Source organism: Photobacterium chitinilyticum (genome assembly GCF_004104355.1).
GTDB lineage: Bacteria > Pseudomonadota > Gammaproteobacteria > Enterobacterales > Vibrionaceae > Photobacterium > Photobacterium chitinilyticum.
Genome location: NZ_RJLM01000004.1, coordinates 29,136 through 53,816, shown reverse-complemented (window position 1 = coordinate 53,816; position 24,681 = coordinate 29,136). Strand labels below are relative to the sequence as shown.

Genomic DNA, 24,681 nt, shown 5'->3' with positions numbered 1-24,681 from the left:
GTGTAATACAAATCTAGTGTATTACAATGGTCTAATACTCTCTTCATCAAGTACAGCAGCAAAGCGCTGGCAGATAAAGGTTACATTAGGATCACTCATTAAGCTTTGTTTTGCCTGATCAAGCTTTTGATGATAAAGCCCTTCCCGCCACTCTAAAGGCGAGCGGCCTTTGTCACCGAGCTCAATCGATAATTCGATTTCCGTGCCAAGCAATTCGCTTATTGCCTGTGCCAGCTGCTCCCTGGCTTTCGGGTTATCCAAATGACTCTGAGACTGGCGTAAGAACAAAGTCACTTGTTGATTGTCTTGTTCAAACGCTGAATTTAATGCTAATTGTTGGACCATTCGCCCTACATTTAGCTTAGTCACTAAATCTGACCAACTATCCTGATTTGCTGCTTCTTTGACAAGCAATTTCGCCATCTCGGGCGTTTTTTCATGCTCCAACGCCCGCTTTAGCGTGCCCGGCGCAACTTCCTGCTTCACGGTTTCTGGCTCAGGTTGAGCCATCGGCTTCCAGCGGTATTCATCGTCCGGTTTTTTACTCATCTGCATATCAGCAGTTCCCGACGCTGGCATCGCAGAGGCTCCGGCCACCGGAGCTGGCCGACCTTTATGCTTGGTAGCAATTCGGTCTAGCACATTAGTTGCGACTTTTTTAGCTGGCGCCGATTCAGTCTTTTTTACAGTAGGGTGTTCCTCGTGACTGCGCTTGCTCTGGCTTCGCAGCTTGTTTCTTGCTGCTAGCAACCCAGAAGCGGCCGATGACGGCTGAGACAGTGGCATTGACTGAGGTGCTAGCTGAGCCAACTCCTGTGACGAGGGCTGATAGCTACTTTGTTGAGGATGGCTACTCTGTTGGGAATGGCCACCTTGTGAATAGCTATCCTGCGGAGACTGTTCTTGTGGTACAGGCTGTTCAGCAATACGCTGACGTTGTGCTGGCTGCTGTACAGGAGCGGCAGGCTGAGACTGCACCGGCACATGCTGTTGTTGCCCGCCATTCATCTGCGCTTTTAGTGCCTGCACACGTTGCATGCCTTGTTGGCCTTGCAGCAGTGCACCGCTCTGAGGTTGAGATTGATGAGCAGGCTCTGCTGCAGGAACATTAATCGCCTGGGGGCTAATTCCCTGACCGGAGACTGGACGGAAAGCCAACATTCTCAGCAATACCATTTCCAGTCCTGTACGACCATCCGGCGCATAGGTCAGATCCTGGCGCCCTTGCAATGCTATCTGATAACACAGCTGTACTTCCTGCGGCGACACTCGCTTACTTAGCACAATAACACGTTCCGCATCAGGGGCTGCATCATCCAGAGAAGCTGGCAATGCCTGATACATAGCAACACGGTGCAGCTGAGCGGCAAGCTCACGCAATAGGCTGTCCCACTCGACACCGACACCCGCCAGTTCTTCCAGGCATGCCATAGCAGCTTGTGCTTCGCTCTCAGCCATTGCCTCGAGCAAATATAACGCTTGTTCGGTATTTAAGGTGCCAAGCATGGCAGAAACAGAATCAGCCTGAACCTGGCCGTTGCCCAAGGCGATAGCCTGATCGGCAAGGCTCAGCGCATCGCGCATACTGCCTTCCGCGGCACGGGCCAACAAGCTTAATGCTTTAGTTTCATATTCAACTTGTTCCTGCGTTAGCACCTTCTCCAGCTGAGACTGGATCTGGGTATTGTCCAGATGCTTCAAATGGAACTGTAAGCAACGCGATAGAATAGTAACCGGCAGCTTTTGAGGATCGGTTGTTGCCAGAATAAACTTAACGTATTCCGGAGGCTCTTCAAGCGTCTTCAGCAAGGCATTAAAACTATGACGAGACAACATATGTACTTCGTCAATCAGATAAACCTTATAACGCCCACGGGCAGGTTTGTACTGAACGTTATCAAGCAACTCACGGGTATCTTCTACTTTGGTCCGTGATGCCGCATCGATCTCCAGCAAATCGACAAAGCGGCCTTCGTCAATCTCGCGGCAGGTCTCGCACTGGCCACACGGGGTTGCTGTCACCCCCTGTTCGCAGTTCAGCCCTTTGGCAAAAATACGCGCGATGGTTGTTTTACCTACCCCACGAGTACCGCTAAACAGATAGGCGTGATGAAGACGGTTATGGGCAAGTGCATTGGCCAACGCCGTCAGGACATGGGACTGGCCAACAACATCCTCAAATTGATGTGGTCGCCATTTCCGTGCCAGAACCTGATAACTCATGTTAACTAACCTTACAGAATCAAGAACTCAATGCTAGCACAGGGAGGATTTTTGAGCGAGAGGGCGCCGCTGCGAGCGCCCAATGATTAGCCAGATAGAATTCCGGCCAAGAAAATTAATGACCGTCGAAGTCACAAATACTGAATACATTGAGGCCAATAGCTTCCAAACGTTCTTCCCCACCCAGTTCTGGCAGGTTGATTACGAATGCGGCATCTTCGACCACACCGCCAAGGCGGCGAACCAGCTTCGTCGTCGCTTCAATTGTGCCGCCCGTTGCCAGCAAGTCATCAACCAAAAGCACCTTGTCACCTTCGTTAATCGCATCAACATGGATCTCTAGGGTATCTTGGCCGTATTCAAGCTCATAGCTTTCGCCAATCACTTCACGAGGCAATTTGCCAGGCTTACGAACCGGAACGAACCCAACACCCAGTTCCAGTGCTAGTGGCGCACCAAACAAAAAGCCACGGGCTTCGGTGCCAATCACTTTAGTAATACCTTTGTTCTGGTATTTCTCGATCAGAACTTGCATGGTAGCACTATAGGCCGCTGGGTCTTCCATAAGACTAGTAATGTCGCGGAACAAAATTCCAGGCTTAGGGTAATCAGGGATAGATTTAATGCTGCGCTTGATCAAAGCTAGTTTTTCTTGAGTCATAATCGTTTTCCGTGCACCATCTTACGCAAGTGCTGTAGCGCTAATTAAAAAGCCTGTCGCAGAGGTATACCTCAGCAGCAGGCAAATAAATTCCGGAGCAAATAGTATTGATTTTCACAGGCAGGAGCAACTAATACCAAAGGTTCTTTGTCATGAATCAATAGATATCGTTTACATAACGCCACGCTAGGTTACTCGTCGCTTACCTGTTATTTGTTGAAGCTTCCGATAAGCCCGAGTTATCAACCACGGGCAGCCGATTAAACCAAACCAGCAACAGAGTTGCCATTGTAATCAGCATCGCTTTATGCCAAAGCAACGGTACCAAGTAAATTGACAAAATGAAGCTAATCACCATCGTGATATTCGCCCGACGCTTAACAATTCGAGATACAGCCCCGTGCTCATGCCAGTTTTGTAAAATAGGGCCAAAATGCGGATGTTGATGTAGCCAGCGGCTGAGACGAGGAGAACCACGCATAAAACAGGCGCTGGCTAGCAATAAGAAAGGAGTCGTCGGTAGCAGAGGCAAAAAAATGCCAACGACACCCAGAACAACACACAGCCAGCCACAACTTAATAAAATAGCTCGCTTGATGATGTTTTTCATATCCCCTTCCTTACTGGTTGGGATAAGATACCAATCAAAGTAACAATCGTTGGTACTATAGGCTTAGTATCCCTAACCAGGTTAAACTTGCCGGTAGTGTTGGTAGTCCCAATGCAACCAGAAAACCGACGAAATACTTAAAACTATACGGGTCTTTAAAACCGTGCTCCATGGTACGCTTCCTTTATAGGGTATAAATACAACTGACTTGCTTATTGTCCGTAGCTTCTTTGACCACGGCTCGTGAGCGAGCACCACTATATCGGATCAGGAAAGCGACAAAAACCGAGGGAATTTAGGGGTATTCCGCCCATTACTCTATAAAGGTTTGATTCAAATCACAATCAAACAATCAAACCGTCTTAGACTAAATTTATCACTTATAAACATAATACAAAAATATGACAACGTCAGAACGCACCTACCAAGAACTTAAAGATCATTTGGAACAAGAACATACCTTGCTAGCCAAAGAGCTCAAGCATGAAATGTTGCTCAACACCCTCGTTCCATCAGCCACGGCGATAAAGCAGGCCGATCTCAATGAACTGATTATGATGGCAAAATCAGCCTTCATCCCTAACTTATTCGATTTGGCAATGAGAATGGAAAAAGTCGATGCCGCGGTCTGCTCGATCAAGCTGGGCATGTATGGACTATGTGTGGATTGTGAAGAAGAAATTGAACTCAATGAACTGAAGGCGGATCCGGCTCAGCCACGATGCCACTCATGCCGGGCCCATAGCCGTTACCACCATGACTAGTACCATGAATTAGCGGGATATAAAACAAGACTACAGCATATATCTACAGTCTCGTATTCCCGCTATCTCATCGTCCCACCGCATCTATGTTAGCCATGCGCGAACAGTCATCACTCACAGCGCATCCTGGGCTTTCGACCACTGATGGAAAGCAGCCTTTTCTTCTGCATTTGCTTTGCTATACCAAAGTTTTAGCTGTGCCAGTGCATCGCCGGAGATCGTCACTTCGCCCTGTTCGCTGACTTCGACAGTGGCTTGCTCAAGGTCAACGGCATAGCCTTGCTCAAAGGTGATCCCATGCTGGCGGTTATAGTCGGCAACCAGCTCTTCCATATTTTTAAATGCCGCCATGCCTTTACCCTGTAACTCTACATACGGTAAAGCAGATGTCGTCCCATCGCTCAATTCAAGCTGCCATTGTGCACCACGGCCAAAGTGTGCTTTCGCCTGGGAAAGTGTCGTCAAGCGGGGCAATATGATCGTGGCATCGTCATCTGGTACATCCATCTCAAACAAATATGGGCGAGTGGTATACATTGTATTTTTAGAGCCATTTTTCAGTTCGCCGTCATAACGCACCACAACCTGGTGTCTTCCCGGCTGCAGCTCTACCTTTTCAGTTGGTGACCAAAACGATGACTGTACTTTTTTGCCATCAATAACAAGCAGCTCAACATTCTTACTGCTCGATATAGTTGCAGCCTGAAGTCCGCCAGATAGCAGTACGAGCGATAATCCAATTAACTTATTCATTTCACCCCTTGAATTTATAACAAGTATCTCTATAGCGATAAGATAGCAAAAAGCCGCCCTATAAAGGCGGCTTTTTCAAGAAGATTTCTTAGATTGAATCAATCTTAGAAAGAAACTTCCATACCAGCTAGGTAACCGAACTCTGTGTTATCAACATCAGTAGTACCGATTTCGCCGTATACTTTCACGTTAGCGTGCATTTGCTGAGTCACGTTCGCGTAGAAAGTGTTAGCATCTGCGTTTGCACCAGCTACATCGAAATCTAGGTAAGTATAACCAAGAGCAAATGTAGTCTTATCCATTGTGTAAGAACCCGCAAGTGCAGCAGTATCAGCTTCAAGCTTGTCAGCAGAGTTTACAGCATTTTCATACTCAACCTGGCCGAAAGATGCAGCGAAAGCAAATGCACCCATGATGTACTCACCTTCAAGGTTGTAGCCATCAACATCAACAACGCCACCAGTAAATGCGTTACCAAAAATCTTCTCAGCTTTAACGTCAGAGCCAGAGTATAGGTATACACGTGCGTCCAAATCACCGAAACGCGCACCGATACGACCGTCGATGATGCTAGTTTCGTCAGCATTGCCTGCTGGGTTAGTTTCTTTTAGCAGTGCAGAAAGACCTGCGTAGAACTGGCCGTTGTCGAATACGTACTTAACAGTTTGGTCGCCTTGTGCCTGAACAAAGTCAAGACCGTCACCGCCTAGCTCTACATCTTTACCGATGCCAGAGTCATCAGCGATTAGGTACTGACGACCGAAAGTAATCGTACCGAAATCATTGCTGCTGAAACCAACCCATAGTTCGTCGTTCTTAACTGCGCCTTCATCTTTTTCAGCATCTTCAAAGTTAAAAGCTAGGCCAGAAACTGCATTTAGATTATTTGAAACTGGAACAGTTACGTTGAATGCTAGGTCACCGTCATCTAGACGGAACTTTGAATCGCTGTTTTCTGCATAACCTTGGATGTACTGAACTTCAGCGGCACCTGCCACGTCAACTACAACGCCATCTTGGTCATATAGGTTAACGCCTGCTTGTGCAGAACCTGCTGCTAGTACTGCTAGTGCTAGAAGTGTCTTTTTCATGATATCCACTGCCTTTTCTTATTTAGACGGGAATTCCTGTTTCCAGAATTCCTTTTCTTTATAATCCCCCGACTTCTAATCCTCTCTTAACATAAAGAAAGATAAAAACCGAAGGTAAGTAACTTGTGGGGCTCATCCTGACAGATGATTTATCCCTATGTCAAATCATCTAAAGACAACATCAAAAAACCTCAAAACACTTTACTTTCAATAACATACAACCAATACCAATTATTTCATTATCATTAATATGCACCACAGCATGCTATTGCCACATTTCTCACTAACAACAAAATCAACACAAAAAACCTAAAAAGAGCAAAAAAATACAATAGTGCAGAATAAAACACTACCCTAGGTCGGGTTATGTGGTTAATCCCTTGTTTATAAACAACTAGCTTAGCCGTTCAGGTTAGGTTCAATCTTATTTCGTGACCAAGATCTCATTTTTTTTATAAATTTCTCCAGAACACGCTACCGCTCACATTTAGAGGTTCGTGCTATAATGCAGCTCCCTGCCCTTATGAAGTTTCAGTTATGTTACACAGCCAGATAAAAAGTGATATCAAACAATGCTATGAGAACCTGGGAGCCCAGCTTGATAACTTTATTCCCAGACGCGCGCAAAACTATCTGGTCGCTGAAATCGCCAAGACCCTAGCCGGAGAATACCACCCCAAACATCGCATGCTGGTCGCAGAAGCAGGGACGGGGATCGGTAAATCCCTCGCATATCTGCTGGGCGGGATCCCCTTTGCTCTGTTCAATAACAAAAAAATACTGATATCAACGGCAACCGTGGCACTGCAGGAACAGCTCATCAACAAAGATTTACCTTTGTTCAATCAAATTTTTCCTAAAGAATTCAGTTTTATCCTCGCCAAGGGCAGGCAGCGATACTGCTGCACACATAAACTGGAAGCTTGCTGTATTACAGATAAAGATCAACAGGTTGTGCTTTGGGAAGAAAAACCTAAAAAGTCGGATTTAGAACTTTTAAAGCGCATGCTGAAGGCCAGTGAAGCCCAGAAATGGGACGGAGACCGTGATAGCTGGCCAACCGCTATACCCAATCATATCTGGCAACAAATCGTGGCGGATAAGCACAGCTGCCATGCCGGACTGCCCAAACACCGTAGCTGCCCGTTTGCCAAGGCCCGAGAACACCTCGAGAAAGCCGATGTCATCGTGGCCAACCATGCATTGCTGATGGCTGATATTGAACTTGGTGGCGGTATTATCCTACCGGAACCTGAGCAAACAATTTACGTCATCGACGAAGCGCACCACCTGCCCCAGGTAGCGCGAGATTTCTCGTCAGCAGCCGCCAGCCTAAAAGGTGCAGCCAACTGGTTAGAAAAACTGAACCAGTCCGTCGGTAAACTGGCAGAATTAGCGGATTATAAAAAATCGGGCCGTTTTCAAACGGCCCTTAATGAAACTATCGCCCATTTAATACCGTCACTGCGACAAATTGCAGCCAATATTGACCCTGCCCAGTTTAATAAAGATGGCATCTATCGGTTTGAACATGGTGAGCTTCCTGAATGGTTAGTAGAGGAAGCAAAAAGCTGTAAAGAAGCCAGTAAAAAGACCTTGCAGTCACTGGGAAAGGTTCATGATCTTATTGCCGAGCGAACCAAGGATAATGAAATCTTGCCTCGGCTGGGAGAGCAAGCACTTGCTGAGTCCGGTTTTTATCTACAACGACTAGAAAACCTGGAAAAAGTCTGGACGTTAATGGCGCAGCCCAATAAAGATAAAGGCGCACCACTCGCCCGATGGATTGAAAAGAATCCCGAGCGTGAAGGCGACTACATCATAGAGGTTTCTCCGCTCGAGGTGGGTTATCGACTGGATCAGCTGCTTTGGAGCCGTGCAGCAGGGTCTATTTTGGTCTCCGCCACCCTCAGAGCGCTAAATCAGTTTGACTATTTCTGCCGTCAAGCCGGTATCTTTGAAAAGGACAGTACTAGGTTTCTGGCTTTGGCTTCACCGTTTGACTACCCAAACAATGCCCGTTTGGTGATCCCTGCCATGCAGCTTGAACCGCAGGCCGACAAATTTACCGATCTACTGATCAAAACCTTGCCTGAATACCTCGAAGGCGAGAAATCCAGCTTGGTGTTGTTTTCTTCTTACTGGCAGATGAACAAGGTTGCTGAAGAATTACGTCCGCTAATGAAGAAAAACAAGTGGGAACTGTTGATACAAGGGGAAGAATCAAGAAACCTCACCCTAAAAAAACATAAAGAGAATTGCCAAAAAGGTAAAGCCAGCATTCTGTTCGGAACCGGAAGCTTTTCAGAAGGTCTTGATTTACCCGGTGATTTATTAACAAACCTGATTATTACCAAAATCCCTTTCGCAGTTCCGACCTCGCCGGTAGAGGAAGCTCATGCCGAATATATCGAGAGCCGTGGCGGAAATCCGTTTATGCAAATTTCGGTACCAGAGGCCAGTAAAAAACTGATCCAATCAGCGGGACGCCTACTGCGCAAGGAACAAGATTCTGGTAGAGTCGTGCTGCTTGACCGCCGGGTGATCAGCCGACGCTACGGCAAGGCGCTACTCGATTCATTACCACCTTTTAAACGTGTCATTGAATACTCCTAAACAAAACCGATAATCAAGAATAACGATAAATGATAGAAATGATTGAACCGAGTATGCTAATCATACTTGGTCTTGTTGCTTTAGCTGCCGGGTTTATTGATGCCGTCGCCGGAGGAGGAGGAATGCTAACCGTTCCTGCTCTGCTCTCTATCGGGCTACCACCGCATATCGCACTGGGAACCAACAAACTGGCAGCAACATTTGCGTCATCAACTGCCGCCTGGACCTACTATAGAAAACAGTTATTTTCTCCCGCTTTTTGGCGCTTGTCGTTCGTCGCAACCCTCATCGGCGCCATTAGCGGCACCTTAGTCGTTGATCTAATCAGTACCGCCTGGCTGGAAAAAGTACTCCCCCTGATCATTTTGACGGTCGCGGTGTACACCATTTGGCACCCGCAGCCAAAAGGGAGTTCTCAACGCCTTCCCACGCCATGTAAAAAGCTTACGCGAAAGCAATGGAGCCAAGGCACCACGCTAGGCTTTTATGACGGTGTTGCTGGGCCGGGAACCGGTGCATTCTGGACTGTCTCCAATATGGCGCTATATCGGTTAGATATCCTGAGGGCGTCAGGACTGGCCAAAGCAATGAACTTCACCAGTAACGTGACTTCACTGATCACCTTTATCGTTCTTGGTCATATTAATTTCGCCCTTGGCCTTACTATGGGCGTATGCTTGATGTTAGGTGCCTATATCGGTGCCCATTCTGCAATTCGGTTTGGCGCTAAGTTTATTCGCCCGGTTTTTGTCACCGTGGTTATTGTGCTAGCGGTTAAACTTGCCTGGCAAGCCTGGTTCTAACCCGAGAAAAGATGATGCCTGATTTAAAACGTCTAGAAAACATACTCGAGCAACTGGCCCATGATGCCGCTCAAATTGACCGTAAGCGAGGTGAGGCATCGCGTCCGCTATTTGACGAACAACTTTTTTTCTGCCGCAGCAAACTGCTGACTCCTTGCGTAACAGAAGTACGCAGCGAGATTACCGCACTAAGAAACGAACGAAAAGCCGGTAAACTGCAAGCATCACGGACTCAGCATATCTGTGAAAAGGTTGTCGCTCAAATCCAGGCAATCCAGCGCGAGCTCGCCACTTTGCAAATTCGAAAAAACGAACCCAAGCGCAGGCAAGGTTGGCGACGCCCGATCCATGAAATGTATCAGGATCTAGCCCAGCACCAAGACTGGGAACGAAGACTTGCTGCTATGCAGAGGGACAAGGAAATGATGTTAAACCGTTGTTCTACCCTTGCCGAGCAGCAAAAACTGCAAAAAGAAATACTGGCTCTTGAAGGACGCCTAACTCGCTGCCGTGCATCGCTGGCCAAGATAGAAAAGGACATAAGCCTTCGGGAACGAAAAGGATAACTGATGCTGCCCCTGGTCTACCACCCCATCTATTCTCAGCTTGAACTACCAGCCGAACATCGCTACCCCATCTCGAAATATCGTCGGCTGTATCAATACCTGATCGACGAGATGAAGCTAGATCAACAAGACGGGATCCTGTTCTACCAACCCGAGGCCATTGGCGCCGACGAACTAAAGAGCCTCCATCACCCCGATTATATTGAAGCTCTGTTTAACAATACCCTGCCCGCAGCAAAGATGCGCCGTATTGGCTTTCCGTGGAGCCACCAATTAATCAAACGTACGCTCATGTCTACTGCAGGCACCCGGCTAACCGTCGATCTGGCAAGCCAGCATGGAATCGGAATCCACCTCAGTGGCGGGTATCATCATGCACACCACGATTTTGGCAGTGGCTTTTGCCTCGTCAACGATCTGGCTTTTGCTGCCAAATATGCCCTAACGCTTGATAACATCGATAAAGTAATGATCGTCGACTGTGATGTTCATCAGGGCGATGGTACGGCAACCCTGCTCAGTGATGATGACAGCATCATTACTTTCTCGGTTCACTGCGACAAGAACTTCCCGGCACGCAAACCGGCTTCCGATATCGATTTGGCCTTGCCCAAACATACAACAACAAACGATTACCTAGAAACGTTTGAGATCATATTAAATTTAGCCCTAGCCCAGCACCAACCTGATTTCATCATCTATGATGCAGGTGTCGATATCCACCAGCATGACGAGCTAGGCTATTTTGATGTCTGCCTCGATGGCATCTATCGACGTGATCACCTGGTTCTTAGTCGCTGCAAGCAAGCCGAGATACCAATTGCGGCAGTTGTGGGCGGCGGGTATAGGCAAGATCACCAACAACTGGTTGAATTACACGCCCAGTTAATTCAAGCGGCTATAACTGTTTATCGTTCTGAGTAATTCGTTCTCGGACAGACTATGCTAAACTTCGCAGTTCAATCGTCAGCCCAAAATAAAAAGTGATAAAATAATAATGAAAAACGATAATTCAACTCCGTCACTAGATGATGCACCAAAAGATATTAAACTCGCGGTTGATCTTATTTATCTATTTGAAAGTAATGAAATACCACCTGACGTTGCACTGTCGGCGCTAAAAATTGTGGCTCAGGATCTCAAAGCCCAAATGAATAAAGAGAACCCAGAAAAACAAGATGAATAACGGTTAAATTTCAACCGCTTTACTCCTCGAATTCTGCCGCTATCAACAACAGGCCAGCCTCATGATATAAAGGCACTTTCGTATATATCCATTGCATATATCCGTCCTGCATCAGCCTCCTCTTGCACCGTCATATAAATGACGGCCCAACCAAATATCGTCAATTAAATATCAAACTCCGACTTTAAAAAAATAATAATCATATATTAGAGCTATGAGATTTAATTTATGTATAAATATACCTAGAATACGGACTGCTTATATTATTATTAGATCTCTAACTACTTATTTGATTATTAATTCCACCGCCAAGGAGTATCTCATGAAGAGGGAATTTAAAGTTGCTGCACTTGCCGCAGCAATTACACTGTCAGGCTGTGCATCCGATTCAGATTCAACGGCTAGCCTCCCTTTGGAAACAAACCAGTCTCAAACTGCAATACAAATTGATGGAATGAAGCAATCAATTGATTTAGCTGAAGAAACACTTAGTTCATCTTATAAAGCAGAACTCGATTGGTTTGCTTCAATTCAAATCCGTGATGCAAAAAAAGCCTTGGCCGAGGCCAAAGAATATTATGCAGAATTTGAACTAGACCCATCCGAAGCCAACAGCAGCAGCGGCTTCTTTAGTTCCAAGACAAACCTTCAGGCCGCAGAAGAAGGCATTGCTCAATTTAAGGTGCATATCAGCAAGGCTGAATCCATTCGTACCGAGGTATTAACCATTTTAGAAGATGCTTTTGGTTACCGAGAGCAACTAGCAGCCATCAATGCAGCAAAATACTACCCAAAAACAGCCAAACAGCTCGAGCAAAATATTAAAAGGCTTGTTGACTATGTAGCCAATGAAGCTGCGGATAAAGCCATTAATGCTCAACCGGAGTTAATCCGGAAACAACGAGCACTGGAAGTCAAAACAGTGACTCGTATCTACTTATCTGATGCACAAAAAGAACTTAAACGCCTTAAAATAGCGAACGTAAGTATGCATGCGCCTGAAACCTTAGCCCGTGCTGCTGCAGCCGTGACAGCAGCCCAGGCCTTCATTGCTGCAGAGCCGCGTGCTACTGCACAGATCATCGACAAAGCCGATGAAGCAATGTTCTCGCTTAAGCACGCTCAGCAAATTTCGAACGTTGTGAAAAAACTAAAGGCAATGCCTGAAAAAGATTACGAACGCCATGTATTGAGCTACGAGAAGATTTTATTAGAGATCACCCTCGCTCTTGGTGCTGAAGATATGCGAGATCAAGCCATCAGCAAACAGGGTAAGAACCTCGTCAACCACATTAAAGGCAACCTTCAGGGCGAACAAGAAACAATGCTTGCCCAGCAAAAAGTCCGCAGCGAACTCATTGATGAAAAAGCCCATACCGCGATGCTAGAAAAAGAAATCGCCAAACTATCGGCCCAACTTCTTGCGACTAAGCAGGCACCAGCTGCTACGGTTGAAAAAGTCGCACCGATAAAAAATGCAACCGTTGCAGAAGAAGCCGATACGACTACGGTGACAACTGCCACAACAAATGAAGCAAGTTAGTCATACTGCCTAACCAGATAAACATTGGTCGGGAAAGACAATCCCCACAACGCCCCTTCATACCTAGGGGCGTTTCTTTTATAACCATTAATACTCATGCATTTAAGATTATGGCTATAATTCAACAAAGAGCCTTGACCTTCCCCCTAGGGAAGAGTTTACAGTTTTCCCCGTAACCCCAATGTAATCGTAATGGTTTTAATGGCATATCGAAATAGCACATACAATTTGCTAGCTCTAATTCTGGTATTGATGATCAGCCTGATCACCAAGCCAGTACTCGGTATATCTGTACATAAAATGAACATGGTTACAACGCCATCCACAACATCTCAGATGCCTCTGATGTCTCACCAACACCCCGTTACAGCCAGTGAAGAAGTCGCGAGCAATAACTGCCACCAGCCTGCCCATTTGCTATCCGAAGCACCGTCCGAATGCTGCGCTAATACCGATTCAGTAACATCGTCCTGCTCTGACTGTGATCTGACACATTGCCAGCCTTACAGTAGCTATTTGCCAATCGGCAATGAGGCATTTTCTGATTTTCCGCATGACCGCCTTATACCTCAACTGACACCTGTCCATCCTGTATCCCGAACAGAAACCTTGTTCCGTCCACCGATCCTGTAAATACCTCTCCGCCAATTAATACACGCAACTATCTGATCAGTGATATAGGCGATTTATCGCCGCTTACTGCCAGTTAGCCAGCCTATTAACTCTTACTCTTTGTAGTGGATGTATTTATGCAAAAACGCATACTGCCCCGTGTACTGGGTGTAGCGCTGATTGCGGCATGGGCACCAACTGCCGCCGCAACACCAAAGCTAAACAGCCTCATTGACTGGGCTCTCGAAAACGACACCGGCAAACAACAGCTCCAATACCAAGCCGATGCTATGGTCGATATGGGTATCGCCTCCAGCCAATGGATGGATCCCAAGCTCAAGGTCGGCGTCGGCGGACTGCCGGTTGACAGCTTTACCTTCGACGACGATCCCATGACCAATATTTCTGTCGGGCTGATGCAGCAATTCGGTCGTGGCAACACCTTGGCGCTGCAACAAAAACAAAGCTCGCAGCAAGCCAATAGCCTGCGCGAGAAAATGGGAGTTCGCGAGCTAGATGTCAAAAGTGCCATAACCACCCGATGGATAGAGCTAGCCTATCAGCAGCAGGCCCATCAGCTATTGCGCCAGAACCAGGCGCTATTTAAAGAACTGGAACATTTCCTTGGTACCAACTACGGGGTCGGTGCAAATCAGGCTCAGGATATCATTCAGGCACAGTTACAAATCAGCCGAATGGATGAAAAGCTGCAAGCCAACGAACAAATGCAACAACGACTCCGAGCACAGCTTTCAGAATGGTTAGGCAACCAAGCAACCGAAGTCACCGTCGATGGCTACCCACAGTGGTCTTCCCTCACCGCTTATCTATCGACGACACCCACAGATAACTATCAGGTACTGGCGGCCCACCCATCAGTACGTATGGTTGATGAGCTGATCGAAAGCGCCGAGACTGGCGTCGACATTGCCAACGAGTCTTACCAACCTCAGTTTGGTATTGAAGTCATGTACGGCTATCGGCAGGCAAATGGTATGAACGGGCAACCTGCCTCCGATCTGGTCAGTGCTTTTCTGACATTGGATCTGCCCCTCTTTACCGACAAGCGTCAGGACAAAAAACTGTCTTCGGCCCAATACCAGCTAGGTGCAGCCAAGTCACAGCGTGATCTGATGCTCAAGCAAATGAATGCAAAAGTGAGTGCATTATTAATCGACCGCAGCAATATCGAGCAGCGTTTAGCCCGTTACCAACGCTCGCTGTTACGTCAGGCCAAGGAAAAAACCCGCGCAATCGAGCGCGGCTACCAGAACAATACCAGTCAGCTAGACGAATACATCCGTGCAGCCAGTGAAGAACTCACTATCGAACTTGAACAAGCTCGGCTCAATACCGATCTACAACTGGCCAATAGCAATCTCGCCTACATGCTGAACAAATATTAGGACAGACAATGAAACAATCACTCACTATTGCTGTACTGGCACTCGCTGTCGGCGGCGCTTTGGGCTACTACGCGGCAACTCAGACACATTCAAACGAAGGTCAGGCCGCGAATGCCGACAGTAACGAACCTTTATACTGGGTCGCCCCAATGGATCCCAATTACCAACGCGACAAGCCGGGCAAATCACCGATGGGTATGGACTTGATCCCGGTGTATGAGGACGATCTAACGGGAGGAAATAAGGAAGAAGCAGGCACAGTATCGGTATCACCGGCTGTTGAAAATAGCCTTGGCGTCAAAACCGTACAAACTAGTCTGCAAAAACTCGTGCCTGAAATCGACACCGTTGGTTACGTCACTTTCGACGAGAGCCAACTATGGCAAATCAACAGCCGTATCAGTGGCTGGATCCAAAAGCTCAATGTGAATGCTATTGGCGAGAAGGTCAAGAAGGGTGATGTCCTGTTTAAAATTTATTCACCAGATTTAGTTCGTGCACAGGAAGAGTTACTCAATGCCAAGCGCATAGGCAAAGCCGTATTGGTGAAAGGAGCCAAAGAGCGCCTCAGATCTCTTGGGGTAGATAACAGCCAAATCAATGACGTGCTTCGCCGTGGAAAGGCCAAGCAAAATATAGCCGTCAAAGCACCTGCAGACGGGGTGATAGCCACCCTTAACGTTCGTAACGGTGCGTATCTTTCCCCTCAACAGACAGTGATAAGCGGCGGCTCGCTTGATAATGTCTGGGTGGATGCCGAAGTGTTCGAACGTCAGGCCCACTGGATTAAGTCAGGCACCAATGCCGACATGAAGATTGATGCCCTGCCAGGCAAAGCGTGGCAAGGCAAGGTTGATTACATCTACCCGATCTTGGATCCCAAGACTCGTACCCTGCGCGTTCGGCTCAAATTTCCGAACCCGGATGGTGAACTCAAGCCTAACATGTTTGCTAGCCTGACCATGGTGCCGCGTAGTAACGAAAGCGTTATTGCCATACCGGATCAGGCAGTGATCCGCTCGGGCAATATGACCCGCGTGGTATTGGCACTGGGTGAAGGAAAATATCGTTCAGCCCGGATCGAAACAGGCCGCATTGCTGGCGGAATGGTAGAAGTCGTCCGCGGCCTGACAGCGCAAGACAACGTGGTGACATCGGCTCACTTTCTGCTTGATTCAGAATCGAGCCAGAATGCCGACTTGAGCCGTATCGCAGGAGTTCAACCAGCAGAACCAAACAATAATACAGTCATCGCAACCGGTGTGATCCGCAATATCATGCCAGACCACAACATGCTGACTATCGAGCATGCTCCCATAGCTCAATGGAACTGGCCGGCCATGACCATGGACTTCACTGTCAGTGACAGCAGCAATTTGCGCCAATTAGAAAATGGCCAATCCATTCGCTTCATTCTAGAAAAAAATGACGATGGCAAATTTGCCGTCAGCCAAGTTGAACCCTCCTTGCCAGAAGAGAATTTTAATCAAAACAAAGTGGATCATAGCAAAATGGACCATGACGCAATGAACGATAGCACTAAGGAAGGTGCACAATGATTGGATCGATAATCCGCTGGTCGATCAAAAATCGCATTCTGGTTCTCATCGCCACTGTCTTTCTAGTTGCGGCAGGCTTGTACAGCGTCAAGAAAACTCCGGTTGATGCCATACCAGACTTGTCCGATGTGCAGGTCATTATCAAGACCAGCTATCCGGGCCAGGCTCCTCAGGTAGTTGAAGATCAAGTCACCTACCCGTTGACCACCGCTATGCTGGCAGTGCCGGGTGCAGAAACCGTCCGGGGCTATTCATTCTTCGGTGATTCCTATGTCTATATTATCTTCAATGATAATACCGACATGTACTGGGCCCGCTCGCGGGTATTGGAATACCTAAGCCAGGTAGCACCGAACCTACCTTCAAGTGCCAAGCCGACACTGGGACCGGATGCGACGGGTGTGGGCTGGATTTACAGCTATGTCCTCACGGACAAGACAGGCCAGCATGATCTGAGTGAACTGACGAGCCTGCAAGACTGGTTCCTAAAATACGAGCTTCAAACTGTTGACGGTGTCTCTGAAATCGCCACCGTCGGCGGCATGGTCAAGCAATACCAGGTACAAATTGATCCTGCCAAACTACGGGCCTATGACCTGACCCTGCAACAGATCAATATGGCCATTCAGGCGGGAAACCAGGAAGCTGGGGCATCAGTCGTCGAAGTGGCCGAAGCAGAGCATATGGTTCGCGCTACCGGCTATGTCTCTGACGTCGAGGATTTGAAGAACCTGCCGCTAAAAGTCACCGCCAAAGGTACTCCGTTACTGTTGGGAGATATCGCTGACATTAATCTCGGGCCGCAAATGCGCCGCGGGATCTCAGAGCTGAACGGTGAAGGAGAAGCTGTCGGCGGCGTGATCGTGATGCGGTTCGGCGAGAATGCCAGAGAAGTCATCGAAAGCGTCAAAGCCAAACTGGCCGATCTTCAGCGCAGCCTGCCTGAAGGCGTAGAAATTGTCCCGACCTACGATCGCTCAAGCCTGATCGACCGTGCCGTAGAGAACCTGTATGAGAAGCTGCTGGAAGAATTTATTGTGGTCGCCGTGGTGTGTGCCCTCTTCCTGTTCCATTTCCGCTCATCACTGGTGGTAATGATCAGCTTGCCGATCGGCATTCTCAGCGCATTTATTGTGATGCACTGGCAGGGCATTAACGCCAATATCATGTCTCTGGGGGGGATCGCTATTGCCATCGGCGCCATGGTCGACGGTGCCATCGTGATGATCGAAAACGTGCACAAGCATATCGAGCGTACACCGTTGACTGACAAAAACCGCTGGCAGGTGATCGGAAAAGCCGCAGAAGAAGTTGGTACGCCGCTGTTCTTCTCACTGATCATTATCACCTTGAGTTTTGTACCGGTATTCGCTCTTGAAGGCCAGGAAGGCAAGATGTTCTCGCCGTTGGCCTTCACCAAGACCTACGCCATGGCAGCCTCTGCGGGATTAGCCATCACGTTAGTCCCTGTTTTGATGGGCTACTTTATCCGAGGCAAGATACTGCCTGAACATAAGAATCCCGTTAACCGTGCCGTTGTCGGCCTATACCGCCCGCTGTTGAATTTAAGCACGAGGTTCCCGAAAACCATTATCGTGATTGCTATCGCGCTTATGGCCTCCGCCTACTATCCAATGCAAAAAATGGGCAGTGAGTTCATTCCGCCACTGGATGAAGGCGATCTAATGTACATGCCAACCACCTACCCTGGCATTTCGATTGGTAAGGCGCGAGAGCTGTTACAGCAGACTGACAAGCTGATCAAAACGATCCCTGAGGTAAAAACTGTCTGGGGCAAGATTGGCCGGGCGAATACCGCAACCGATCCAGCGCCGCTGACGATGATTGAAACCATTATTCAGTTCAAACCGCACGAAGAATGGCGAGAAGGCGTAACCAAAGGGAGTCTTCGCCGCGAGCTGGATCAGCTGATCCAATTCCCGGGGCTGACCAATGCCTGGGTAATGCCCATCAAAACCCGGATCGATATGTTGGCCACAGGTATCAAGACCCCAATAGGGATCAAGATAGCTGGGCCTGAACTGAAGCAGATAGAAGACATCGGAACCCAGCTGGAAACGTTGCTGAAAGATGTTCAAGGCACGGCATCTGTCTATGCTGAACGTGTAGCCGGTGGCCGCTATATCACGATGGAGATTAAACGCCGAGAAGCGGCGCGTTATGGACTGAGCATCAAAGATATCCAGCAGGTGATCAGCACTGCCATTGGCGGAATGAATGTGGGTGAGTCCATCGAAGGACTGGAGCGTTACCCAATTAACGTTCGCTACCCGCAAAGCTACCGTGACTCACTTGTCAAACTGCAAAATCTGCCTCTAGTCACACCAAACGGTGCCCGTATCGCTTTGGCCGATGTTGCCGATGTCCGTTTTGAAGACGGCCCCCCGATGATCAAAACCGAAAATGCCCGTCCCAACGGTTGGGTATTTATCGATATCGATGGTCGGGATCTGGGGTCTTATGTTAAAGACGCCCAGCAAAAAGTCGCTCAGCATCTCAACCTGCCGGCAGGCTACTCGCTGATCTGGTCTGGACAGTATGAATATATGGAGCGTGCCAAGGCGCGACTAATCGTTGTCGTGCCCGCAACCATCGCCATTATCATGATGCTGCTTTACATGAGTTTCCGCCGGGCAGGTGAAGTACTAATGATTATGGGGACACTTCCTCTTGCTATGGTCGGTGGCCTGTGGCTGATGGAAATACTCGGCTATAACTTCTCGATTGCCGTTGGTGTCGGCTTTATTGCCTTGGCCGGAGTCGCGGTAGAAATCGGGGTGATCATGCTGGTATATCTCAACCAGGCCTGGAAGTTCCGACAGCTTGAAGCCGAGCATCTGAACAAACCTTTGACCAAAGCCGATCTGGCAGACGCCATCAAGGAAGGTGCGGGGCTCCGTGTCCGTCCGGTGATGATGACTGTAGCAACAGTGGTCATTGGCCTGATCCCGATTATGTATGGATCAGGTACCGGCTCGGAAGTCATGCAACGTATCGCCGCGCCGATGATTGGAGGCATGGTTTCCGCCTTGCTACTAACACTGGTTGTCCTGCCCGCGGTATTCAAGCTGTGGAAAGAAGTCAGCCATCAGCTAAAACACTAAACGCGCTTTTTCGTGAAGAAGAACAATTGAAAGGAGCATTAAATGAATAAATATCAACTACTACCTATAGGGCTACTATTCGCAGCTAGCGCAGTATTTGCCAGTGGTCAGCACGAAGGAATGAGCCATAGCCAAATGGAGCATGGCGACATGGATCACAACAACATGCAGCATCACGGAAAAATGGCCTCTGCCGTTGGTATGCCAGCCCCCGCAGAACAGGCGACACAGACGGTCAATGTCAGCCTGACTGACGACATGAAAATGAAGTTTTCGCCAACGTTGAATATCAAGCAAGGTGATATCGTCCGCTTTGTGATTACCAATACTGGCCAAATGCCCCATGAGTTTTCAATCGGCAGTATTGACGAGCAAGACAAGCACCGTGCCATGATGCGCTCAATGCCAGATATGCAGCACTCGGACGGCACAACCATCACACTGCAATCAGGTGAAACTGCAGAGATGGGCTGGCATTTCATGGGTCAGAACTTCGTTGAGTTTTCCTGCAATATTCCGGGGCACGCTGAAGCAGGAATGAAGATGAACACTATCCTGCGCTAGAAACAAAGGGAGCGACAGCTGTCGCTCCCTTTGTTATACCCTCAAGCCTTATCTTGGCGCACTACCTGATACACCGCGATATTCGCCGTAATCAAGGCCCTCACCACTTCGGGAACCACTTGGATCGGAAGCTGCACATCATAACCGAATGCTTGTTTGTTCAGGCTTCGAATACCTTCCTCTGTCAAAAACTCAAGCAGCACCTTCAGCGCCATATCTTCATACTCACCGACCTCAAAATAGACGCGGTACAAATCCTCAGAATAGTCCCTTGGCGTCCCAGCAATAACAGATGGGCCCTCTTCTGCCTGATCGTCATGCACATTCATTGTTCTATTCTCTTATCTATCCATTTACCAATCATTTTATCGTCTTGATACCAAGACATTATAAAATTTATCTTGATATCCAAACTACATAATGAAAATATAATTTGGATATCAAACTATAATAACTTCAAACGACTTCACACGAGGCAGCACGGTGCATTCCCAAACTATTAGCCAATGGCAACATTCACATAATTTCGTATCAACAAACCCCAAAGGAGAAAAGCGTACCCATTGGGTACTGTGGCTCACCATTATCACCATGGTGGCAGAAATTACCGCCGGAAGCCTGTATGGCTCGATGGCATTACTTGCTGACGGCTGGCACATGGGTACCCACGCCGCCGCTTTTATGATCACCATCTTCGCCTACCGGTATGCACGTAAACATGCCGACAACAGAGCCTTTTCATTCGGAACCGGGAAGGTCAGCGTGTTAGGCGGCTTTACCAGCGCCATAGCCTTAGGGCTAGTCGCGCTACTGATGCTCGTCGAATCGGTCCAACGCCTGTTCTCGCCCGAGACCATACATTTTAACGAAGCAATTTTCGTTGCCGTTATCGGTCTTACCGTCAACATTGCAAGTGTATTCCTGCTTAAAGACGATCATCACCATTCTCATGACCACAGCCATAGCCATAGCCATAGCCACGATCATCACCACCATCACGACCACAACCTAAAAGCGGCCTATTTTCACGTTCTTGCCGATGCGCTCACCTCTGTGCTGGCCATTGTCGCCCTGCTGTTCGGGAAGTATTACGGCCTGCACTGGCTTGATGCCATCATGGGGATTGTCGGTGCCGTAATTATTACCCGCTGGGCATGGGGACTCATGAAGCAAACCAGCCCGATCTTGCTCGACGGCAATATTGATGAAGTTTACCAACAACACATTATCGACACCCTTGAAGCCGATGCTGATAGCAAAGTCAGTGATATACATATCTGGAAAGTCAGCGCCAATCATTATGCCGCCATGATCTCATTGGTTACCCATGCCCCGAAACCGGCGCAGGATTACAAGCAATTACTGAAAAATTTCGATAAACTCAGTCACCTGACCATTGAAGTGAACAGGTGTCAGGACTAAAACTGACAACGGATATTTAATGAAAGAGATTGAACAGTTAAACCATACAATTATTGAGTTTTACGAGAAACTCTCATCCTGGGAACAGTCTGTCGTGCGCGACAAGGGCTTTACCCTGCCTCAGGTACATATCGTCGAAATTCTCGGGGCACATGGTGCTATGCGCATGAAAGAGCTGGCAGACAAGATTGGCGTTACCACCGGCACCTTAACTGTTCAGGTTGATAAAATGGTCAAAAGCGAATTGATTCAACGTCGACCACATGAATCAGATCGCCGCTCAATCCTGGTTGATCTAACACAGAAAGGGACGGCGATGTATCATGAGCACGATAATCTGCACCTTGCCCTAACGCAGGATATCACTGTCGGCCTGGATAAGACTGAGCGCAAGAACCTGCTGAGTTACCTGTTGAAAATAAACAAAGAGTTTTAATGGCAGATTAAACAAAAATCCATCAGCGCAGGCCAAAGCCTGCGCTGTTATTGACTTCCTATCGTGTTGTTGGCATATAGCTGCTTATATTTCGACGGGAAACGGTGGGCGGTATCAGTAAAGACACCATCAACCCCCCAATTGAACAGTTGGTTGGCACGAGCCAAATCATTCACGGTATACACATTGATCTTATAGCCAGCAGCTTTAAACCGAGCAACCATCGTCTGGGTCAGGTTGTTATCTTGCGGATGGATATATTCAGCTTCACAAACCTGCAAAATTGATTCCCAGTCATCCCCAAGGCCAGTACTTTCAAACAAGCAGGCAACAACCGTTTGCGGGTGGCGACGCTTGAATTCCGCCAAGGCAAGATGATTAAAACTAGACACAATCAACTCCCGCCCAGTATCCAGTTGTTCCAACGCCGCGATTACATTGCCAATCAGTTTATCTGTCATTTCCCAGCCAGCTGTACACGACTTTATCTCGACGTTGATATTGAGCTCATGCTGATTGACCAGCGCAATCAACTGCTCAAAAGTCGGAAGTGGCTCGCCAATGAAATCATCATGGAACCAGCTTCCCGCATCAATAGCGGCCAGATCAGCGGTGACCAGCTCATACAGACTTCCGCTGCGGTCGGTACAGCGGTCCAGCGTATCATCATGGGACACAACCACAGTGCCATCAGCCAGAATATCGACATCGCATTCAATCCACTTGATCCCGTACTGCCGACATAGTGCAAAAGCAGCTAGTGTATTTTCAGGAGCCAGAGCTGACATACCACGGTGCGCGAATAGAGTTTTCATTTATGATTCCGCCGGGTTAATGGATAGATTTATCACTTGGGGAATATACCGAAGCCAAGTATTCACCATTGTGACATGGCAAGAAATATTTAGAATCTCAAACGATATTTTAGAACAAGCATGCCCCCAAAATACCAAAGAAACTGATATTGGCTTGAGTAGGGCTTGATTCCAGCACGATAAGACTTACAATTCCGAACTTACTCATATTATTTGGATTAGCGGATACCACTTCGCTGGCAACAACAAAGCATCTTTGGATTTATCAGCATGAGCAACAAAATGTACAGCGAGTACAACCCTGTTTTTACTTCTTCATTTCTCCATCCTAGGTATTGGCTAACCTGGCTTGGTCTTCCGTTTGCTCTATTGTTGTCCCTGCTCCCGCACCGTATACGAGTAGCAATGGCGACCCGTCTTGCCAAGTTTTTTGTATCCAAGAACAACAGCGCCAAGAGGCGGGCACTTATCAATATCCAACTGTGCTTCCCTGAGTTTAGCGCCCAGCAACAGCTTGATCTGCTTGAGCGCTCTTACGCAACAGCTGGCACGGTTCTGCTTGGCTTTGCCCAGCCATTCCTCAAAGGACGTAACTTCGTCATCAATAGCCATGATGTTATCGGCGAGCACTACCTTCGAGAGCTTCAACAGCAAAATAAAAATATTATTATGCTAGTACCGCACAACTGGGCCATTGATTTTACTGCGCTCTACTTTGCGGCAAAAGACATGCCGATGGTCGCAATGATCCGCCCGCAGAAAAACCCGATAGCCGACTGGTTGATGAACCTACAGCGCATGCAATTCGGCGGCCGTATCTATACACGCAGCCAAGGCATCAAGCCCTACCTAAAATCGATCAAGGAAGGCTATCTGGCTTATTACCTGCCAGATGAAGACCACGGCGCGCAGCAAAGTGTTTTTGCCCCATTTTTTGGCAACGAAAAAGCGACCGTGAAGGGTGTCGGAAAACTGGCCAAGCTTGCCAATGCCGCCGTCCTGCCGGTTTTCCCGTCCTTTAATATGGAAACCGGGCGCTATGAGATCAATATCCAGGCACCTCTCACCGACTTCCCGTCTGGCAATGAATACGATGACGCCTGTTACATGAATAAAGTGCTGGAAGAAATGATCAGAAAACAGCCGGAACAGTACATGTGGGTAATGAGTATTCTGCGCCACCTGCCTGACGGCAGCCAGCGCTACTAATAAACATCTTATAAGAAATATTGACAACTCACGATGCAAACCAAAAGGCTCACCTCGGGTGAGCCTTTCTCTCTATCACATAAACATTAGCGCAGTTCACTCAACCACACTCACCCGCATACCGTCTTCAACCTGTTGAACAGCCTCCAGCAACTGCTCGACATTCACCTCACTTGGCACTTCGACCGTTAGTTCGGCAAAAAACAGAGCCTGACCTAGATCCGGAACACCGACGCGATAATTTTCTATTTTGACAATATCGATCCCGATATCATCCAAGATATTGGTAATGTCGTTCACAATTCCCGGGCGATCGCTCGATTCGACCTTAAGCTTCAGCGGCTCAACCGTGCCCTTTGACACCAGCTGAGGCGAATCAATAATACGTACATTTAGGTCCGTTAAGCCGGTAAATGCCTGCTTAAGCATTGCTACTGTTTCAGCCGGAATATCGACCTTGATAAGGCCAACGATCTGGTTATCCAAACGGTTAATTTTACTGACTAACCACTTGCCCCCCAGCTCATGGGTTTTCGCCGCAAGTTGATTAATCAATTGAGGGTGATCCTGACCCGCAATGGTTATTGTCAACTGAGTATTCATAAGCCATCCCCTCTGTAAATACATCATGTATCAACGCATTGTAACCAGACGAAAAATTGCAGGTCACCTATTCAGACTAGCAAGCAACCCGTACTCCTGCAGTGACTCAGTTCA

General features: G+C 47.9%; 23 protein-coding genes. 15 read left to right on the top strand and 8 right to left on the bottom strand.

Going from position 1 to position 24,681, the window contains the following annotated elements; genetic code table 11:
• Positions 1-21 precede the first annotated feature (21 nt).
• From dnaX to EDI28_RS11310, 3 genes are all read right to left on the bottom strand, one after another.
• Positions 22-2,223, bottom strand: coding sequence for a DNA polymerase III subunit gamma/tau (dnaX, locus tag EDI28_RS11320; RefSeq protein WP_128783986.1), 2,202 nt, complete (start codon positions 2,221-2,223; stop codon positions 22-24).
• Positions 2,224-2,338: 115 nt separating this feature from the next.
• Positions 2,339-2,884, bottom strand: a complete 546-nt coding sequence (gene apt, locus EDI28_RS11315) for an adenine phosphoribosyltransferase (RefSeq protein ID WP_128783985.1) — start codon at positions 2,882-2,884, stop codon at positions 2,339-2,341.
• A 202-nt stretch (positions 2,885-3,086) separates the two neighbouring features.
• Positions 3,087-3,494, bottom strand: a complete 408-nt coding sequence (locus EDI28_RS11310; protein WP_128783984.1) for a YbaN family protein — start codon at positions 3,492-3,494, stop codon at positions 3,087-3,089.
• A 401-nt stretch (positions 3,495-3,895) separates the two neighbouring features.
• Between EDI28_RS11310 and EDI28_RS11305 the strand changes: the two genes are divergently transcribed.
• On the top strand, positions 3,896-4,258 hold the full coding sequence (locus EDI28_RS11305) for a TraR/DksA family transcriptional regulator (RefSeq protein ID WP_128783983.1): 363 nt from the start codon (positions 3,896-3,898) through the stop codon (positions 4,256-4,258).
• A 114-nt stretch (positions 4,259-4,372) separates the two neighbouring features.
• Here EDI28_RS11305 and EDI28_RS11300 read toward each other — a convergent pair whose 3' ends face one another.
• The gene (locus EDI28_RS11300) at positions 4,373-5,011 is read right to left on the bottom strand and encodes a YccT family protein (RefSeq protein ID WP_128783982.1); all 639 of its coding nucleotides are present in this window, start codon (positions 5,009-5,011) and stop codon (positions 4,373-4,375) included.
• 104 nt (positions 5,012-5,115) lie between these two features.
• On the bottom strand, positions 5,116-6,102 hold the full coding sequence (locus tag EDI28_RS11295; protein ID WP_128783981.1) for a porin: 987 nt from the start codon (positions 6,100-6,102) through the stop codon (positions 5,116-5,118).
• A gap of 537 nt (positions 6,103-6,639) precedes the next feature.
• Here EDI28_RS11295 and dinG point away from each other — a divergent pair.
• The 11 genes from dinG to EDI28_RS11240 all read left to right on the top strand — a co-directional run bounded on the left by dinG (position 6,640) and on the right by EDI28_RS11240 (position 20,082).
• Positions 6,640-8,718, top strand: coding sequence for an ATP-dependent DNA helicase DinG (gene dinG, locus EDI28_RS11290; protein WP_128783980.1), 2,079 nt, complete (start codon positions 6,640-6,642; stop codon positions 8,716-8,718).
• A 29-nt stretch (positions 8,719-8,747) separates the two neighbouring features.
• Entirely contained in the window at positions 8,748-9,521 is a 774-nt protein-coding gene (locus EDI28_RS11285) for a sulfite exporter TauE/SafE family protein (protein ID WP_128783979.1), read from the top strand.
• 14 nt (positions 9,522-9,535) lie between these two features.
• The gene (priC, locus tag EDI28_RS11280; RefSeq protein ID WP_128784329.1) at positions 9,536-10,087 is read left to right on the top strand and encodes a primosomal replication protein PriC; all 552 of its coding nucleotides are present in this window, start codon (positions 9,536-9,538) and stop codon (positions 10,085-10,087) included.
• 3 nt (positions 10,088-10,090) lie between these two features.
• On the top strand, positions 10,091-11,011 hold the full coding sequence (locus tag EDI28_RS11275) for a histone deacetylase family protein (protein WP_128783978.1): 921 nt from the start codon (positions 10,091-10,093) through the stop codon (positions 11,009-11,011).
• Positions 11,012-11,084: 73 nt separating this feature from the next.
• Positions 11,085-11,273, top strand: a complete 189-nt coding sequence (gene rsmS, locus EDI28_RS11270) for a pleiotropic regulatory protein RsmS (RefSeq protein WP_128783977.1) — start codon at positions 11,085-11,087, stop codon at positions 11,271-11,273.
• A gap of 214 nt (positions 11,274-11,487) precedes the next feature.
• Positions 11,488-12,816 (top strand): hypothetical protein, encoded by a 1,329-nt coding sequence (locus EDI28_RS11265; protein ID WP_128783976.1) that lies wholly within the window; start codon positions 11,488-11,490, stop codon positions 12,814-12,816.
• A gap of 228 nt (positions 12,817-13,044) precedes the next feature.
• On the top strand, positions 13,045-13,449 hold the full coding sequence (locus EDI28_RS11260) for a hypothetical protein (RefSeq protein ID WP_128783975.1): 405 nt from the start codon (positions 13,045-13,047) through the stop codon (positions 13,447-13,449).
• A gap of 116 nt (positions 13,450-13,565) precedes the next feature.
• Entirely contained in the window at positions 13,566-14,834 is a 1,269-nt protein-coding gene (locus EDI28_RS11255; protein ID WP_128783974.1) for a TolC family protein, read from the top strand.
• 8 nt (positions 14,835-14,842) lie between these two features.
• Complete coding sequence (locus EDI28_RS11250) at positions 14,843-16,393, top strand: efflux RND transporter periplasmic adaptor subunit (protein WP_128783973.1); 1,551 nt, start codon at positions 14,843-14,845, stop codon at positions 16,391-16,393.
• The gene (locus tag EDI28_RS11245) at positions 16,390-19,518 is read left to right on the top strand and encodes an efflux RND transporter permease subunit (RefSeq protein ID WP_128783972.1); all 3,129 of its coding nucleotides are present in this window, start codon (positions 16,390-16,392) and stop codon (positions 19,516-19,518) included. Before EDI28_RS11250 ends, EDI28_RS11245 begins: the two co-directional genes overlap by 4 nt.
• Before the next feature lie 42 nt (positions 19,519-19,560).
• Entirely contained in the window at positions 19,561-20,082 is a 522-nt protein-coding gene (locus EDI28_RS11240; RefSeq protein WP_128783971.1) for a cupredoxin domain-containing protein, read from the top strand.
• 41 nt (positions 20,083-20,123) lie between these two features.
• On the opposite strand, the gene EDI28_RS11235 is transcribed toward EDI28_RS11240, so the two are convergent.
• Positions 20,124-20,411 (bottom strand): hypothetical protein, encoded by a 288-nt coding sequence (locus EDI28_RS11235; RefSeq protein ID WP_128783970.1) that lies wholly within the window; start codon positions 20,409-20,411, stop codon positions 20,124-20,126.
• 169 nt (positions 20,412-20,580) lie between these two features.
• Between EDI28_RS11235 and dmeF the strand changes: the two genes are divergently transcribed.
• The gene (gene dmeF, locus EDI28_RS11230) at positions 20,581-21,504 is read left to right on the top strand and encodes a CDF family Co(II)/Ni(II) efflux transporter DmeF (RefSeq protein ID WP_199287426.1); all 924 of its coding nucleotides are present in this window, start codon (positions 20,581-20,583) and stop codon (positions 21,502-21,504) included.
• A 19-nt stretch (positions 21,505-21,523) separates the two neighbouring features.
• Entirely contained in the window at positions 21,524-21,940 is a 417-nt protein-coding gene (locus EDI28_RS11225) for a MarR family winged helix-turn-helix transcriptional regulator (protein ID WP_128783968.1), read from the top strand.
• A gap of 47 nt (positions 21,941-21,987) precedes the next feature.
• On the opposite strand, the gene EDI28_RS11220 is transcribed toward EDI28_RS11225, so the two are convergent.
• A complete protein-coding gene (locus tag EDI28_RS11220) occupies positions 21,988-22,755 on the bottom strand; it encodes a glycerophosphoryl diester phosphodiesterase (RefSeq protein WP_128783967.1) in 768 nt (255 codons plus the stop codon).
• Between the two features lie 270 nt (positions 22,756-23,025).
• Here EDI28_RS11220 and lpxM point away from each other — a divergent pair, with 270 nt between their 5' ends.
• Positions 23,026-23,964, top strand: coding sequence for a lauroyl-Kdo(2)-lipid IV(A) myristoyltransferase (gene lpxM / locus EDI28_RS11215; RefSeq protein WP_128783966.1), 939 nt, complete (start codon positions 23,026-23,028; stop codon positions 23,962-23,964).
• 96 nt (positions 23,965-24,060) lie between these two features.
• On the opposite strand, the gene EDI28_RS11210 is transcribed toward lpxM, so the two are convergent.
• On the bottom strand, positions 24,061-24,567 hold the full coding sequence (locus EDI28_RS11210) for a glycine cleavage system transcriptional repressor (RefSeq protein ID WP_128783965.1): 507 nt from the start codon (positions 24,565-24,567) through the stop codon (positions 24,061-24,063).
• Between the last annotated feature and the right edge of the window lie 114 nt (positions 24,568-24,681).

What these genes read in the sequence shown, in the direction of transcription:
- EDI28_RS11310 (WP_128783984.1), bottom strand. Translation starts at nt 3,494, where the DNA reads ATGAAAAACATCATCAAGCGAGCTATTTTATTAAGTTGTGGCTGGCTG.
- EDI28_RS11305 (WP_128783983.1), top strand. Translation starts at nt 3,896, where the DNA reads ATGACAACGTCAGAACGCACCTACCAAGAACTTAAAGATCATTTGGAA.
- EDI28_RS11220 (WP_128783967.1), bottom strand. Translation starts at nt 22,755, where the DNA reads ATGAAAACTCTATTCGCGCACCGTGGTATGTCAGCTCTGGCTCCTGAA.
- apt (WP_128783985.1), bottom strand. Translation starts at nt 2,884, where the DNA reads ATGACTCAAGAAAAACTAGCTTTGATCAAGCGCAGCATTAAATCTATC.
- EDI28_RS11295 (WP_128783981.1), bottom strand. Translation starts at nt 6,102, where the DNA reads ATGAAAAAGACACTTCTAGCACTAGCAGTACTAGCAGCAGGTTCTGCA.
- EDI28_RS11235 (WP_128783970.1), bottom strand. Translation starts at nt 20,411, where the DNA reads ATGAATGTGCATGACGATCAGGCAGAAGAGGGCCCATCTGTTATTGCT.
- EDI28_RS11245 (WP_128783972.1), top strand. Translation starts at nt 16,390, where the DNA reads ATGATTGGATCGATAATCCGCTGGTCGATCAAAAATCGCATTCTGGTT.
- EDI28_RS11250 (WP_128783973.1), top strand. Translation starts at nt 14,843, where the DNA reads ATGAAACAATCACTCACTATTGCTGTACTGGCACTCGCTGTCGGCGGC.
- EDI28_RS11275 (WP_128783978.1), top strand. Translation starts at nt 10,091, where the DNA reads ATGCTGCCCCTGGTCTACCACCCCATCTATTCTCAGCTTGAACTACCA.
- priC (WP_128784329.1), top strand. Translation starts at nt 9,536, where the DNA reads ATGCCTGATTTAAAACGTCTAGAAAACATACTCGAGCAACTGGCCCAT.
- dinG (WP_128783980.1), top strand. Translation starts at nt 6,640, where the DNA reads ATGTTACACAGCCAGATAAAAAGTGATATCAAACAATGCTATGAGAAC.
- EDI28_RS11255 (WP_128783974.1), top strand. Translation starts at nt 13,566, where the DNA reads ATGCAAAAACGCATACTGCCCCGTGTACTGGGTGTAGCGCTGATTGCG.
- lpxM (WP_128783966.1), top strand. Translation starts at nt 23,026, where the DNA reads ATGAGCAACAAAATGTACAGCGAGTACAACCCTGTTTTTACTTCTTCA.
- EDI28_RS11240 (WP_128783971.1), top strand. Translation starts at nt 19,561, where the DNA reads ATGAATAAATATCAACTACTACCTATAGGGCTACTATTCGCAGCTAGC.
- EDI28_RS11285 (WP_128783979.1), top strand. Translation starts at nt 8,748, where the DNA reads ATGATAGAAATGATTGAACCGAGTATGCTAATCATACTTGGTCTTGTT.
- EDI28_RS11225 (WP_128783968.1), top strand. Translation starts at nt 21,524, where the DNA reads ATGAAAGAGATTGAACAGTTAAACCATACAATTATTGAGTTTTACGAG.
- rsmS (WP_128783977.1), top strand. Translation starts at nt 11,085, where the DNA reads ATGAAAAACGATAATTCAACTCCGTCACTAGATGATGCACCAAAAGAT.
- EDI28_RS11265 (WP_128783976.1), top strand. Translation starts at nt 11,488, where the DNA reads ATGAGATTTAATTTATGTATAAATATACCTAGAATACGGACTGCTTAT.
- EDI28_RS11210 (WP_128783965.1), bottom strand. Translation starts at nt 24,567, where the DNA reads ATGAATACTCAGTTGACAATAACCATTGCGGGTCAGGATCACCCTCAA.
- dnaX (WP_128783986.1), bottom strand. Translation starts at nt 2,223, where the DNA reads ATGAGTTATCAGGTTCTGGCACGGAAATGGCGACCACATCAATTTGAG.
- EDI28_RS11300 (WP_128783982.1), bottom strand. Translation starts at nt 5,011, where the DNA reads ATGAATAAGTTAATTGGATTATCGCTCGTACTGCTATCTGGCGGACTT.